A 13,939-nucleotide genomic window follows, 5' to 3' on the forward strand; every position below is an offset into this window, starting at 1 on the left:
TATATTAAAATCTTACTTCCTCAAGTATATTAATAATAAAATCTAATACTATTTTCATAGAACTCTCTTCAACTATTTCAATACAATCTTTATCTCCATTATGAACTGTACTCATAAACTTTGGAGGATTAGGTATAAGCTCCTTTGTTGGAATCCTATTTTCAATTTCTAACTTAATAAGCTTTTGTATTATCTCCACATCCTCTTTAGGAACTACCCCAATAGATATGTTATGTATATTTTCAGCTTCAAAACTTATATCATCAGAACCTGGAGTTCTTTTTATAATCTCAATATATTCTTTATCTAATAATCCTTCACTTATTATTTTTTTCTCTTTCATTGCTCCTAAATTCTTTTCAGGCCCTATAAGCATCATATCTCCAAACCCACAAGTATCAATATTAATCATTGCATATATGTTTTCTCTCCCAGCACTAAGAATATACTGTTCACTTCCCCTATCCTCATATTCCTCTCTATCAAAAAATACAAGATCAATAGGCATGTTAGCTCTATTTAATTTAAGATACTTAGCTACCTCTATTAAAATACTAACTCCCGAAGCATTATCATTTGCCCCACAACTTCCTTCAATATTATCATAATGTGCACCAATAACCAGTTTAGGCAATTTTATTTCACTATTGAAAGTAACAATTATGTTGTCAACAAAATGATTCCCAAACTTCTCATGCTGTATTTTATATTTCAAATTATTTTTCTTAAGTATTTTAATTAAAGCTTCTCTACGTTCAACTTTATTAACTTTTGAAATTAATCTTACATTTTCCAACATAATATTCTCCCTTACACTTAACATGCTAAATATCAAAATCTCACTTAATTATTTTTATTTCTCTCTTTTATTAAATTAAAATTATTCAATATTGTTATAAAACAAGTTATGATTTTTATTAACTACTTCTAATTCAATTCCAATTACACCATACTTATCTATATCTTCTTTTGAGTAATATTGTTCCATATCAGTATAATGTGCAATCTCATCTTCCCTATAGCCAAGTTTTACTTTATTGAATTCTTTATATAATTCTTCAAAATTATTGTACCTATAAATATCTATTACCTTAACCTCTAACTGTTTATTATCATTCATTGTACTTATAAACTTTATGTAATCACCTTTTGAAATTTTCTTTCTCTTTTCATCATATAATCGCATTTCTATTGTTTTTATTCCAACTTCTATCATTTCAAATGAATCTGGACTTAAATTCATAACATGTGTCTTCACTTTACCATCCCCTTAAGTTCAAATTATATTTAATCTTAATAATTTTATATATCCTCTTTTTCCATTTCATCCTTAACTTTTTTAATATAATCTAATATGTTCTATATTAAATATAATCCATCCAAAATTCTCTTACAATATTTAACTTAAGATCAATGAAGTTACAAAACTAAAATACACTTAAAATAATTTAAAGCCACATTCTATATTTTAATAATATTTGAATATTATGTTAAATAATGTTAAAATATTTCATATAAAACAATTCAAAGGAGGGCTATTTGTGACTTTATCTGAAAATAAAACACTAGAACTTACGAAAAGTATTTTCTCATTAATATTTATTTATATAGGAATAGAATTTTTAGCAATTTTTATCCTTGTACCAATTTCTCTAGTATTAAATCTAGTATTTAAAACAGATATTTCGATAAATTTTCATAATGACACTACAATGCTCACAGTAAACTGTATTACTCAAATTTTAGGAATATATTTCTTTACTAAAACCTATAGAAAAAAGGAATTTAATGTGCCAAAGATTAATAATCCTATGTCCTTAAACGCCTTTGGAAAATATGCTTTAATTTCTCTTGGTGATAGCGGTATATCAATTTTATGGCTTTTTCTTGTACAATTTATATCAAAGTACTCTCCTCTTATCAAAAGTAGCTTACAAGATTTTATTGAGCATAACGAAATATTTACTGGCAATACTATTCTTGCTTTTATATCAGTGGTAATATTTGCTCCAATTGTTGAGGAAATTATTTTTAGAGGAATAATCTTTAACGAAGTTGCTAAATATAAAGGTGGTGCCTTTCCAATAATTATATCTGCATTATTATTTGGACTAGCTCATATGCAGCCAATACAAATTGTATATACTTTTATTAGTGGGCTTATTTGGGCTTTTGTATATAGTAAAACTCATTCTCTTCCTATTGTAATGTTTTTACATATGCTAAATAATTTGCTTACCTTTGCCCCTGAGCCACTTTCAACATTTATTTCTATAATACAAGTACTTTCCATAATTCCAATGATATATTTATTGAGAAAACTCTACAAAGAAAGTAAAGTCTAAGCCCCTAAAAGACAATATTACTAGTTAAATTTCAAAGGATTCAAAATAAAAACTATATTCTAAATTCTCTTTAAAACAAAATATTAATAAAGATTAAGTTTTTATAGGTTAGATTTTTGTAATAATCTCTTACCTATAAAAACCCTTAACTTCCTCTAGCCTTACATCTTCTTACTATCTACACAAAAATATTTATTCACTATTATATTTTAAAATCATTAATTAAAAGAAACCCATTCTACCTCAACTTCCATTGACTCATATTTATTTGTAGTATAAAATTTTATTTCATCGCTCTTACCACTATTAAATCCTATCAAAACGCTTGGAAATTCTTCTATCTTTCCATTTTCTAATTTTCCATTAATGCTAAAGGCTATATAATCTAAGTTAATTCCACTTGTATTTTCTACAATCTTGCTATATTTAAAAACCTCTTTATCCTCATCAAAACATGATTTTATTACTTCATCCTCTTCTAAATCAACTTTAAACTCCCCCTTAGAAATCAATTCCTCTGCAATCTTCTTATAATCCTCTTTTTTATCTAAATAAGCTACTTTCTCTTTAAAATTCTCATAAAAGTCCATATTCTCTTCATTTATAACCAACCCATATTCATCAACCATTTTACATATTGCTATAGCTATGATTTCAGCTACTTCACTACCATAATCCATAACCTCCATATAGTTTTCACTACATCCCTTGTAATATTTTGCTCTAAGCTCATTCCCCTTAATATACTCCTTAAAAGTACTTAATAAATCTTCATCATATATTTTTTCTACTAAATCCTCTAATCTTTCATTTTGCTTCTCCATAACACTTGCAAGTTCAAATTCTATATCCTCCAACTTTTCACTAGTATTATCCCTTGATATAACCTTAATTTCATTTAAACTCTCATTTATAATCTCTGACACTAAAGATAAAGTTCTTTTATCAGACTCTCTTTTTTCATCCTCACTTACCAATACTTCCTTTAAATCATCTTTTTCCTTTTCTTTTCCTGAAGTATCCTCTACCTTGTCTCCCTTATGTTTATCTAAACTTTCTTTATTTCCTTCTACACAACCTACAAGGAATAAAGTTGAGGTACAAACTCCTACTATTATTCCTTTCTTAAAATTCTCTCCTATTAATGATTTAATATTTTTTCTCATAATTTAATCCTCACCCCTTAAGCTTCTTACCATAAAATTTTACCTTATAATCAAATTAAAATGATTTATTTCCAAAGATTTTTACACTTAATTAAAGCAAAATTTATAATAAAAACTATCATGAAATTAAATTTTCTAAAGTATATCTTCAAAAATTAAAACTCAATTAAAAGAGCTTCTTATGATAAAACATTTAATAGTACTATTAAAATAAAAAAAGAAGTGACTTAACCTAAAATTAAATCACTTCTTTTCTTTATAAACTATACTATAAAATTCCTATTAAATTAATAGATTGCTTCTAAAGCTTGTCTGTCCCCTCTTATACCTACTTCTCCTACCAATTCATCAACATCTTCCTTATAAGACTTGTACAATTCTCTCTCTCTTAAAAATTTCTTTTAACTATTACCCCCACAAACTTTCCAAGTAACATTCCACAAAGAATTCCATAAGTAAGCGCAATTGATCCAAATTTTCTTATAAAAAATATACCTATTGCTACTCCAAAACACATTCCAATAGACATATAATCTACTCTTTTTCCTTCTTTCTTATTTATATCGTCTGATTCTTTAGAATATCTTTTATTCCTTTTTAAATTTTTATTATTCCTAAAATCATTTAAAACTATAAAAAAAACAATTACAAGTAATATAGCGGGTAAAATATCCCAAAAAAACTCTTTCATAAGCTCTGCTCCTAACATTTCTTTTAAACAAATTATAATATATTTAAATTTTATTTACAACTTATACATTTTTAAACAATAAAATCAACTCTATATGGAAAATTATGATAGAATAGTAAGTGATTTTACATTAACTAAAGAAAATTAAAAAGAAAGCGAGAAACAAACAAATGCAGTTATATATTTTTATTGGAATAATCATAGTTATTTTATCTGTGGTTTATTACAACATGAAATCCAAAGGTAAATTTATTAAAAGCTTAAATGAAAGTTTTGGACACAAGCCTAAGGATTATCTTGAAGATTTTGATATGACCTTTCTAAAAAATCACTATAAAATTCGTAAGAAAAATGAATCCTCTGGTGAATCAATTGATGAACTAATTTGGAATGATCTAGATATGGATACAGTTTTTAAGCGTATAAACTACACAAAGACAAGCTTAGGAGAAGCCTATTTATACTATAAACTTAGAGAAATTAGTTACAATGAAGATGAGTGGACAAGCTTAGAAAAACTTATAAATCTCTTCACCATCAATGAAGATTTAAGAAATAAAGTATCACTACTTCTAATGAAAGTTGGTAAGTTAAATGACCTTAACTTAACTAATTTCATTTACAATCCTAAGTTTAGCAAAATACCTAGTTATTATAAATACCCCTTATTATCTTTAGGTTTTATATTTTCAATATTCTTATCCTTTATTTACACAAAGGTTGGTCTTATACTTAGCTTTATCTTTCTATGCATAAATATATTATCATACCAAAGTGAAAAAATATTTTTGGAAGATAGGTTTAAAGTTATGATTTATCTATTAAATAATATTAATCTTTGTATAAGTCTCTCTAAAATTAAGGATAAGGATTTTGAGTTTTTTAAAAATGAAGTAAGCTCTGCCCTTCATAACTTCAAGGCTTTAAATATGGTTAAAATTTATGGTAATAGCTTTCAAAAGAAGGAAAATGCCTTTACTGATATTGATATTATTTTTGATTACATAAAGATGTTTTTTATGGTGGATATTATAGCTTACCAAAACTCAGTTAAAATCTTAGAGAAAAACAAGGAGAATCTTTATAAGATATATGATATAGTGGCCAAGTTAGATTTTGCCTTAAGCCTTGCTTACTATAGAAAAAGTCTAAGTGAATACACTATCCCAGAATTTATTGAAAGTGATGATATAAGTCTAGAAAATCTATACCATCCTCTTATTGATAATCCTGTTAAAAACTCCATACTTATAAAGAATAATATTCTCTTTACAGGGTCAAATGCCTCTGGTAAGTCTACTTTCATAAAAGCAGTAGCTCTAAACTGCATACTTGCTCAAAGTTTAAACACCGCTTTATGTTCAAAATATAGATGCAAGTTTTCTAGGGTTGTAACCTCTATGGCAATAAAAGATAATATTCTAGCTGGTGATAGCTACTTCATTGCAGAAATAAAAAGTCTAAAAAGGCTCCTTGACTCTTTAAATGGAGAAATTAGAGTTTTAGCCTTTGTTGATGAAATATTAAAAGGGACAAACACCATAGAGAGAATCTCTGCCTCAGCCTCCATATTAAAATATGCTGAAAGCACCAATGGAATATTGCTAGTAGCCACTCATGATATGGAACTAACTCAAATCCTTGAAACCTATGAAAACTTTCACTTCAGTGAAACTGTTACAGAGGATGGGGTAACCTTTGATTACAAACTGAAAAAAGGGCCTTCAAATACAAAAAATGCTCTAAAACTCCTTAAAGCAATGGACTTTAATAATGAAGTGGTTTCCTTATCAAACCAAGTATATAATAATTTCATAGAAACTGAAAAATGGGGAAAGCTTTAAAACTTTCCCCATCCATTCTAATTCATATAATTATCTATTAAATAATAGCATCTTTCCTTGCTTTCCTTTGCAACTTCTGAATTTACCATAAGAGGAAGAACTGAACCACCATTATATTGTTTCTTTATTTCAGCTATATTACTTTCTTTTTCTTTAATCCAAGCCATTTCACTCTTCTCAAGTTCCTTAGCCTTTTCTTTGCTTAAATTTTGTTTTAAGTAATCATAAATTTGATTTAACTCATCATCATATAATTTAGCTTGCTTTCCGCTAATAATATTCATTCCTCCTTGTGTTGATCCCTCATCAGTTTTATATTCTTTATCTAACTTCTTAGACTCACTATCTATATTTTTCATCCTTTGAAGATATTCTGATTTTGCTTTAGACAAGCTACTTTCAGCCTTTGTATTCTCCTTTTTAGAAGAAGTACTCTTACTTTCATCATTCTTAGAAGAATTACTTGCTCCTTTACTTTCCTTGCTATTAGAATTATCTACTTTAGAAGTCTCTTTCTCCTTAGTAGTACTATCATTATTACTATTCTCTTCTTTCTTTTCATTCTCATCTTTATTTGTAGCTTCTTTAGCCTTAGAATCTTCTTTAGCCTGTGCTTTATCTGCTTCTCCCTTATCCTTTGCCACATCAGCAGAATCTTTTGAACTAGCAGTCTCACTATTTTCTGAACTATTTACAGAAGCCCCTTCATTAGAAGTGTTTGTCTTATCTCCACAGCCAACTAAAACGCCTAAACTAAGTACCACAGCTAATAAACTAATTAAATAATTTCTCTTCTTCATATCATAACTCCTTTTAAAATGTATTTATTCCTTTTACTTTTTCAATTATATACCAATTACAAATATTAATTTCTTACTCTAATTTTCTATTTAACCTTAAATCCAATCTATTTTTTTCTAATTTATAACAATTATTAACATATACTTAAAAATAGTTATTTTTTATTTATATTTTTTACAATATATCAAAAATCAACTTTACAATAACTGTAATATCAAATATAAAAAGGAATCTTCATGGTTTCTTAGAATTATAATATCTATAAAGCAGAAATCTTCTAGTTTATAAGGAGTTAATCTATGGATGATTTAATACTTAAGAGATGCAAATACTGTGATAAAACATATGAAGGAACAAGTGAAAGCTGTTGCTGCTCTGAGCCTTGCAATATTAAATATTAAAAATATATGAAACAAAGAGAAAAAACTGAAACTCCATTAAAAATTCTATATATAATAATTTTTTTACTTCTATTCATTAATATCACTTTCTTTTCTACAAATACTCTTATAGAAAGACATTTTCTCATGGCACTTCTATTATTAAATGTTACTTTGAATATAATATTTCCCTTTGATGAAGATAAGGGTTTGCAAAAAAGAGGTGTAAAAAAAACTAAAATACTTTTCAGAACTATTTGGGGAACTGTTCTAATTTATATATTAATACTACTTTTTAGAACAATTATAAGTTAATATATTTATATGGAATAAAAAGGTTAGGAGAGTGGTAAAATGTCAAAAGTTAAATTTAATAAACTTCCTTTAGTTTATCCTATACCATCAGTTTTAATAGGCACAGTTATAAATGATAAGCCTAATTTTGCAACTATAGGAAACTGCGGAATAATAAGCGTTAACCCTGCTGTTCTTTATATATCAATGGAAAAGAATCATTATACAAATAAGGGCATAAGAGAAAATCAAGTGTTTAGTATTAATATACCTTCAGCAGATTTAGTTGAAAAAGTTGATTATTGCGGACTTGTTTCAGGAAATAACATTGATAAATCACATATTTTTAAGTGTTTTTATGAAAGTAATGATAAAATTCCACTAATTGAGGAATGTCCAATAAATATGGAATGTAAAGTAACAAAGGTAATTGAAATTTATGATATGGAAGTATTTATTGGGGAAATAATAGAAACTTATGTTAACCAAGACTTACTCACAAATGGTTTTCCAGATACAAAGAAGATAAATCCCCTTATTTACTCTATGGACAATAATTATTGGGAAATAGGTGACTTTATTGGAAATGCCTTTAACATAGGAAAAAATATCAAATAGTAATTTACAAAGTTCTTATATAAAAAATTATAGGTGGACAATCCACCTATAATTTGTTTAATGAATCAAGACTAATCAATAAATAAAAAACTACACATTTTTTCTATTGCCATACTTATCAAAATTCTTCCTTAAAGCTCTCTCTGTAGGAAATATTGAAGCAACTAAAACTACCATCTGTACCATACAAAGTGCTCCGCCCCAGGTTCCTATAACCTGTTCACTTTTTCCAAAGACAAATAACATAATAATAAAAGATACCACAAACATAATCCATCCTATTTTAAGCCATAGCTTTCCACAATATTTATGTGCAAACTCCCAAGTATCCTTATTTTTCATAGACATTGAAGTTCTGTACCCAAATAAATAATTAATTTCCTTTGGTGCCTTTTTGCTAAATTGCTTACCCAAAATAATCATTATAAGTGGTATTAATAATTCCATAACCATCATAAAAATCCAAAATCCCATTTTCTATCTCCCCCTTTAATCACCTTTATTCACTAAACTCATTTTACATCCTCTTAAGTTAACATTCTACACTTTCAACTTAATTATTCCTAAAGATATTTCCCCCTATTTTCCTAAACCCCTAAGTATTTTAACTTTTCTTTACTCTCTTCTTTTTCTAAAGAATAAAGAGTTTTTAACTCCTCTTCTTAAAGGACTTATCCTAATAAATCTAAAACCACTTTAAAAGACTAAACTTTTAACTTAACTTATTCTTCAAGGTACTTTCTAACTATTTTATCTAAGGATTTTAAAGTTTCTTTCTCATTTTTAAGGTTTACTGCATAAACTCTAAGCCTTTTATGCTGATCATCCTCTAAATACCAAGACTCTAAGTATTCTCCATCTTCACTTTCTATTCTTTCATTATAAGGATAAAGAAGTATAACTGTACTTGCATTCTTATATCTAGTAAGATAAGCATACATTTGATAAAGGTCTTCTCTCTTAACTCCATGCCTATTAAACTTACTCTCTACACTCTTCCACTTTGTATCTATTATTACCCTCTCTATTCCATTCTTTTCAATTACTATATCAGGAATAAGTTTAAACACTCCTCTATTGCTTTCTTCCTTTATTAAAAGCTTGTATTTTGAATGCTGCATATGAACAGTTTCTTCATAAAGAAGTTCCCTTAAAAGCTTTCCTATATAAATTTCAAAGATTTCATTCATCTTAAAAAGTATAGAATAAGCCTTATTTCCTCCTAAATTTCCAAGGGCTGACTCTCCTAAAACAATCATCTTTCCTAAGGTAAAAGCATCCTCAAAGGGTTTATTCAACCTGTTAAAACTAAAATTATTCACCTCATTTAAGGTAATACTTCTTTCATCAACTTCTCCTAAAATCATCTCTGAAATTCTTAAAAGCTTTAAGGTTTCTTTATTTTTCACATTCTTCATGACTTCTTTCACAAAGAAGCTTAATATCTTATTTAATTTATTATCCCTAGAGAATTCCTCAAATCTACAAAAAGCCTTTGAACTATAGGAAGCCAAGTTTTTAATCTGCTCCTGAACTCTTAAGCTTCCCTTTAAGGAATTTATATTCTCCTCAATATAAACATACTCCCCATAGACTCCTTTGCCAAGTTCTTTCTGGAGTTTTTTGCTAAATAAATATGCCAGTATCTCATTCAAACTTTGCTTATATAATTTCAATGAACTAATTTCTGAATAATTAACCTTCAAAACTCCACACTTAGAAAGCATATTTAAAAGGGCTTTTCTTTCAAGCTCTGCACTGTCATTTAGACTTATTTTAGGAAGTATTTCTATGGAAACTGTTGAAAGTCTTATGTATCCAACATAGTTTATGAACCTTAAGGTATCCCTTTCCCAAAGGATATTATCCATATCTAACTTTTTAGAAATAGCATAGTTATAAAGTTCATGAGCCTCTCTTATGCTTATTATCTTTTCACAGCCATAATTCCCATAAAAATCTTCTTCTTCATAATCATAAAAATCATCTACAATCCTAAGGGATTCATAGCTTTCCTTAATAATTATATGCCTCATGGTCTATTCCTCATCTTCATAGATATTAAGAAAGGCCTCTTTTTCTGGATTTTCCACTATGGAATACTTATACTCTTCTCCATAAGAATCTACTCTCATTCCCTTAAAAAGTTTCCTTGTGTCAATTCTGCTCTTTTCTATGAATCTATTAGTTCTTCCCTTTTTACAAGTACCTCCAAGGACTAGTTCTACTTTTTCCCAATCTCCATAGAAATACTCCTGCACCAAAGGAATAATCTTGTTTTTCATTATGGCAACTAACTCTTCAAAGGTAAGTTCTTCCTTTAAAAAGTAAGAATGTCCAATTGTATGTTCTCTATCAAATAAGTATTCTATCCTCTCATTAATCACCCTTAAAAACTCTCTTAAATTAATCCCACAAGCATCTTCTGGTAAAATTTCTTCTTTAGGCATGTATTCAAAAAACTCAAATCTTCTTCTTAAGGCTGTATCTAGTAAGGCTATGGATCTATCTGCTGTATTCATAGTTCCTAATATGTACAAGTTTTTTGGCACTCCAAAGCTTTCATTAGAATATGGAAGAGTAACCTTAAGCTGATTTTTCTCCCCAAGTCTCTTATCATCCTCTATTAAGGTTATAAGTTCTCCAAAGATTTTAGAAATATTTCCTCTGTTAATTTCATCTATAATAAGCACATAGTTTTTAGGACTTTTTGAAGCTTTTCTACAAAGCTTTTTAAAAATTCCATCCTTAGGAACAAATCCTGATCCACTTTCATTGCTTCTTAGGCCTTCCACAAAATCCTCATATCCATAACTTTGATGAAATGTACAAAAGGCTATTTGTCCTTCCTCTAAAAGTTCATTAAAAACTTTAATTACTTTTTCTCTTTCCCCTTCATTCCCTATTAAATCTTTATACTTTTTAAACTCAATAATCTCTAAAGCTCTATTTATGGCATTATAAGTTTTTCCTGTTCCTGGAGGACCATATAGAATTTGATTTTTCACCTTAAGAATCTTTGGTTCTTCTAAATACTCTTCTCCCTCCTCATTAATTCCTAGCTCTTCCTCACTTGATAAGGAATACTCTCCTTCAACAGCTAAGTCATAATAAGGCTTAAGCTCCATAACTGCATCTTCAAAAAACTCTCTTATTTCATCTTTGCTAATTCTCTTAACATCTTCATAATACAAGGTTCTTCCTATTTGAAGTTTTAACTCTTTTCTTTCCTTAACATCCTGTATTAAAGCCCTTATATCACTTGTTTTTCCTCTCTCTAAATAACTATAATCACTATAATTATCCCAGTACTCAAACTTATCCTCCTCAGGATCTAACTCCTCTAAAAATCTAAAATGTCTAACATAGTCCCCTTCATCGCTTTTTAAATCTTTAGTTTCTAAAACCACCCTAAATCTAAGCTTATTTCCCTCCTCAATCTTATCTGCAAATATGGATATGCTAGTTGAAAAACCAATCTTCTCTGATTCCTTAAGCTCAATCCAAAGATAGTTTCTAACCCTCGTAACCCTTGCAGCAACTAACCACTTTGAAGCTCCCTTTTTTTCATAAACTAATCCCTCTTCTTTAAATAAATCTCCAATAGCTCTAAATTTACTTAAAGTCTCCTGTGCCTCTTCTCTCAAAGCTATATATTTATTCTTTTCCTCAATATTTTCCTCATTTTCAGGATTACTATATTCTTCCCCTGCATGATTCTTTAAAAATTCCAATATGCTTAAATAATCCTCTTTTGTAAGACCCTTAACTTCCTTAGTAACTTCATTCTTTATCTTATCCATATAAAAACACCTTCTATATAATTTTCAATTTGTAAATAATCCACCTATGCAACATTCTATCTATATGTTCCATAATTTTATATCCTATATTTATCTTATAAATAATTTACCCCAAATAAAAATTCTTATCTTATAAATAAATATAAAAAAAGAGAATGAAAAATTCAATTCTCTTTTAAAATTATTTTCTGTTTTTAGTACATTCCCTTACCTTGCATTATTAAAATAATAACTAGTATTAAGCTATACATTGATTTATCTGAAAAGAAAAAGAATATTAAACTTATTATGATATATCTTAAAGCTAATTTCTTATTGTACTTAAAGTAAATTATACTAAGTATAAATATAATTACATTTAAAATCATTAAGCAATCTATTATTAAGTTCAAATTCTCATAAAGTGTTGTAAAGTTAAAAAATATAAATGCTGTACAAATAAATTCTATTATTAAGCCTATAAATATTACTCTATCAATATTTATTTCAACGCTACCTTTTCCCATTACTAATTTCTCCATAATAAATATAATTATTTTTCTTTATTTTCAATAAATACAGCTATAATTCCACAAAAAATAGCACCGACTATTGAAATCCAAAGAGCAGTATTCATTTGAAATTCCCCCCATCTATATATTTAATCATATTCTTAAGACAATTTAACCTTTCTATTAATAACCTTCATTCTGTGTGAAACCTCCCCCTCTAACTCTATGCTTCCTATTTGCTCTAGAGTATTTTCATCATATATAAATAACTTTGAATCCCTAGTTAATATAAATAAGTAACCATCCAAACTCTCTATATAACTTATATCCTTTACATCATCAACTAATTTTTCAAACTCAAGTGTCTCCTTATTAAAAATAAGAAAACCATTATTCTTATTATGAATTTTTCCATTTAATACATACTCATATTTCTCATTGCCATAAAAGCTACCATTCATATCATAAGAAACCTCTTTTCTCTCCTTGATCTCCCCCTGACTATCCATGACAATAATTTCATTTTTATCTAAATCTCCACTTTCTTTTAAAGTTATATTAGTAAATATTACATTATTCCCTTTAGAATCTTCACATAGGGCATTAACAACATTGCCTATTGGTTCTTTACTAATTACTCTTCCACCTAAAGTTTCTCTATTTATGGCATATAAACTTCTGCCCTGTGCATCTAAAAATCCTAACTTATTAGCCCCTTCTAGGCTTAGAACTATTTCTTTTTCCCCCACATAATAATCTCTAATATATCCCTTTAAATAAAGTTCCTTAATTACTTCCTTGCTATTTGTATCAATCACCTTTAGCTTTAATCCTTGAGAATCTTCAGGTTGAACAGTAACATTCTGCTCAAGTAAAATCCTATTATTTTCCCTATCACTTATTACAGTCTGTGGATTTCTTATATCATCAAACTCTATTTCATCCTCTAACTTTCCCTCATTAAAAATTAAGAGTCTATTTGCATTCTTGGGATTTTCTATGTCAGAGGAATAAGGAACATATATCTTTCCTCCTGAATCCTTCTCAATAAATAAAAAGTTAGCTGAATCATACTTTACATTGATATTATCTATCTTTGAGTAATTTATATTTCCCTTTTCAATATTATTAATTTGAATTAATCCTAATCCCTCACCATGAGCTATATAAATATCATATAATGAATCTTTAGAATAACTCTTCTCAATATTTTTACCTTTTGTATAAATCCCCACTTGCTTCTTAATACTTGGTCCTATAGCTATTAAAAACACTATTATAAGCGCAGCTATAAACACTTCTTTTTTATGTTTCATAATTCCCCCTTACTTAAGCATTTTTTAATAATCCCAAACTCTTCTCCCTACAAATATTCCATTAAGTCTATATAAAAGTTTTAAGAAAGTATTTTAAAAATAATTAAGCTTTCTTAATTTCATTTAACACACCTTCTTATCTATATTCTAACATTTTTATATAAATTTACTATCTAATTTATCAATACAA

General features: G+C 27.7%; 13 protein-coding genes. 3 read left to right on the forward strand and 10 right to left on the reverse strand.

What is annotated here, in order from left to right; translation table 11 throughout:
• Window positions 1-4 precede the first annotated feature (4 nt).
• Window positions 5-799: a M28 family metallopeptidase gene (locus tag QP548_RS07940; protein WP_158024736.1), complete on the reverse strand. Its 795-nt coding sequence runs from the start codon at window positions 797-799 to the stop codon at window positions 5-7.
• An 81-nt stretch (window positions 800-880) separates the two neighbouring features.
• The gene (locus QP548_RS07945) at window positions 881-1,258 is read right to left on the reverse strand and encodes an ASCH domain-containing protein (protein WP_061427082.1); all 378 of its coding nucleotides are present in this window, start codon (window positions 1,256-1,258) and stop codon (window positions 881-883) included.
• A 283-nt stretch (window positions 1,259-1,541) separates the two neighbouring features.
• Between QP548_RS07945 and QP548_RS07950 the strand changes: the two genes are divergently transcribed.
• On the forward strand, window positions 1,542-2,345 hold the full coding sequence (locus QP548_RS07950; protein ID WP_061427080.1) for a CPBP family intramembrane glutamic endopeptidase: 804 nt from the start codon (window positions 1,542-1,544) through the stop codon (window positions 2,343-2,345).
• A 218-nt stretch (window positions 2,346-2,563) separates the two neighbouring features.
• Here the strand turns inward: QP548_RS07950 and QP548_RS07955 are convergent, their stop codons facing one another.
• Both QP548_RS07955 and QP548_RS07960 read right to left on the reverse strand, forming a co-directional pair.
• Window positions 2,564-3,511 (reverse strand): hypothetical protein, encoded by a 948-nt coding sequence (locus tag QP548_RS07955; protein ID WP_061427078.1) that lies wholly within the window; start codon window positions 3,509-3,511, stop codon window positions 2,564-2,566.
• 388 nt (window positions 3,512-3,899) lie between these two features.
• Window positions 3,900-4,202, reverse strand: coding sequence for a hypothetical protein (locus tag QP548_RS07960; RefSeq protein WP_061427076.1), 303 nt, complete (start codon window positions 4,200-4,202; stop codon window positions 3,900-3,902).
• 170 nt (window positions 4,203-4,372) lie between these two features.
• Between QP548_RS07960 and QP548_RS07965 the strand changes: the two genes are divergently transcribed.
• Window positions 4,373-6,046: a MutS-related protein gene (locus tag QP548_RS07965; RefSeq protein ID WP_061427074.1), complete on the forward strand. Its 1,674-nt coding sequence runs from the start codon at window positions 4,373-4,375 to the stop codon at window positions 6,044-6,046.
• A gap of 17 nt (window positions 6,047-6,063) precedes the next feature.
• On the opposite strand, the gene QP548_RS07970 is transcribed toward QP548_RS07965, so the two are convergent.
• Window positions 6,064-6,846: a lysozyme inhibitor LprI family protein gene (locus tag QP548_RS07970; protein WP_061427072.1), complete on the reverse strand. Its 783-nt coding sequence runs from the start codon at window positions 6,844-6,846 to the stop codon at window positions 6,064-6,066.
• A gap of 735 nt (window positions 6,847-7,581) precedes the next feature.
• On the opposite strand from QP548_RS07970, the gene QP548_RS07975 reads away from it, so the two are divergent.
• Window positions 7,582-8,139 (forward strand): flavin reductase family protein, encoded by a 558-nt coding sequence (locus QP548_RS07975; RefSeq protein WP_061427070.1) that lies wholly within the window; start codon window positions 7,582-7,584, stop codon window positions 8,137-8,139.
• 90 nt (window positions 8,140-8,229) lie between these two features.
• On the opposite strand, the gene QP548_RS07980 is transcribed toward QP548_RS07975, so the two are convergent.
• The 5 genes from QP548_RS07980 to QP548_RS08000 all read right to left on the reverse strand — a co-directional run bounded on the left by QP548_RS07980 (window position 8,230) and on the right by QP548_RS08000 (window position 13,749).
• Window positions 8,230-8,613 carry an SdpI family protein gene (locus tag QP548_RS07980; RefSeq protein ID WP_004457141.1) on the reverse strand — a complete coding sequence of 128 codons (384 nt, stop codon included), beginning with the start codon at window positions 8,611-8,613 and terminating at the stop codon, window positions 8,230-8,232.
• A 248-nt stretch (window positions 8,614-8,861) separates the two neighbouring features.
• Window positions 8,862-10,175: an McrC family protein gene (locus QP548_RS07985; RefSeq protein WP_061427068.1), complete on the reverse strand. Its 1,314-nt coding sequence runs from the start codon at window positions 10,173-10,175 to the stop codon at window positions 8,862-8,864.
• A gap of 3 nt (window positions 10,176-10,178) precedes the next feature.
• On the reverse strand, window positions 10,179-11,942 hold the full coding sequence (locus QP548_RS07990; RefSeq protein ID WP_061427066.1) for an McrB family protein: 1,764 nt from the start codon (window positions 11,940-11,942) through the stop codon (window positions 10,179-10,181).
• 194 nt (window positions 11,943-12,136) lie between these two features.
• Window positions 12,137-12,448, reverse strand: coding sequence for a hypothetical protein (locus QP548_RS07995; protein ID WP_003474413.1), 312 nt, complete (start codon window positions 12,446-12,448; stop codon window positions 12,137-12,139).
• Window positions 12,449-12,594: 146 nt separating this feature from the next.
• Entirely contained in the window at window positions 12,595-13,749 is a 1,155-nt protein-coding gene (locus QP548_RS08000; RefSeq protein WP_061427064.1) for a hypothetical protein, read from the reverse strand.
• Between the last annotated feature and the right edge of the window lie 190 nt (window positions 13,750-13,939).

Origin of the sequence: Clostridium sp. UMB9555A (assembly GCF_030222355.1) — a bacterium.
Classification (GTDB): Bacteria; Bacillota; Clostridia; order Clostridiales; family Clostridiaceae; genus Sarcina; species Sarcina perfringens.